Origin of the sequence: Gilliamella sp. Fer4-1 (assembly GCF_001690515.1) — a bacterium.
Classification (GTDB): domain Bacteria; phylum Pseudomonadota; class Gammaproteobacteria; order Enterobacterales; family Orbaceae; genus Gilliamella; species Gilliamella apicola_C.
The window spans coordinates 1-1,555 of record NZ_LZGZ01000040.1 but is presented as its reverse complement, the minus strand read 5'-3'; the positions used below and the strand labels follow the sequence as shown (position 1 = coordinate 1,555).

The following is a 1,555-nucleotide window of genomic DNA, read 5'->3' as shown; positions in this document are numbered from 1 at the left end:
TATGATTACCTTGATACACAGTCATTTTGATATTAAAAGGATTATTACTAGCATCAATATTTTTTTTACCACTCAGTAGTGTTAAATTAGCGATACTATGTAACCATTTGTTTTTTACTTCTTCTGTTATATAACTCCACGCAGAAATACTTTTATATTTTTTGGGTAATATATGTTACAAGATGTAAGTCGTTATTAAGTTTTAATAAAATAGGATTAGATTGATCGGTTAAATCATATTCAATTAAAATCAAAAGAGGTTTAATCCAAGCTTCTTTGTCAACCACATTAGAAGTTAATTGTGATATTGCCAATTCGTAAATCTTTTCCGAATTTAATTTATTAGAAAAAATAGCTCTTAAATAGTTAATATGTTTTTTTTCTTTGACTGCTTTGATGATGTTAAAAGAAGTCTGTTTTACTTGCGATAATGTTTTACCAGCAATCCAATATAAATAATAAAATCGCCTTAGTTCAAAAACTAAGTCATCAAAATTTTTATACTCTGTTGTAATTGCGGTCATTAATATTGCTTTCCAATAATTACTCCATCTTAAATATCTAAACGAATAAATATTTTTATCTTTTGAACAATATATCTTTTCATAATAATTAATAACAAACAGCTTTAATGAGGATATGACTTGATTTGGATCTTGATTTTCGAATAAGTCTTGTAGCTCTTCTGTAAATGATTTTTTTTGGTTTGAGCCCAACAAATAATGGGCATAAATAATAAACAAATCATTTAAACTCATATCATCACATTGTTTAATATATTGTTCCATTTCACGCCAATCAGACATAAAATTTTCTTCTTTTAATTTTGATGTAGATAAATCATCTTTGTATTTTTTATAAAGCTTTTCTAATAAAAAGCTTTTTATTAAGTCTGCTGAAGTTAAATCTAAACCTCTATTATTAAGTACTTGAAACAATTTAATAGCAAAATCACGGCTAGTACAATCAATACGTATTATCTTAACTTGGTAAAATAGATAATTGATTAACTTGCCAAGCTGGCTTTTGGGCAATGAATTCAATTTCTCTTTAAAAATTAGTGCGGTATTAATAAATTTGAATTTGGGTTCTTGGTCATTCTTAATTTGATATTTATATGGGGAAGATAATATTTTGGTTGCTCCATCGTTTAAAATATATGTTTCAAAGTCAGATTGATGAGAGCTATGGGTATGTAACCTTAAACGTGAAGCGCGGCTATTAAAGATAATGGCAGAACGAATAATATCTATATTTACAGAAAGTGGATTGGAATTATCATCTACATTAAGGCGTGGAAAATAATCGCGTATTACGCAAAATAGTATCATTAAAGTAGTTAATCTTTGTTGCCCATCAACAACATCAATGTAAGGAGATAAAGGTTCATCATGAGAATTAGCTGTGATAACAGAACCAAGAAAGTAATTTGGCACATGATTTTCATACGATTCTAATATGTCATCCCATAGCTGTTCAACTTGCTCACTTTCCCATTTATAGGGCCTTTGATACTTGGGTATTTTATAAAGATTTTTTGTATCACCAAATAATT

Annotated in this window: 2 protein-coding genes; both read right to left on the bottom strand. The window is 27.7% G+C overall.

From position 1 onward, the window contains the following. On the bottom strand, positions 1 to 130 hold a 130-nt coding region (locus A9G30_RS13525), incomplete at its 3' end, for a GmrSD restriction endonuclease domain-containing protein (RefSeq protein ID WP_442903437.1). A 22-nt stretch (positions 131 to 152) separates the two neighbouring features. Then, positions 153 to 1,555, bottom strand: a 1,403-nt coding sequence (locus A9G30_RS01435) for a DUF262 domain-containing protein (RefSeq protein ID WP_065587810.1), incomplete at its 5' end; no start/stop codon positions are given.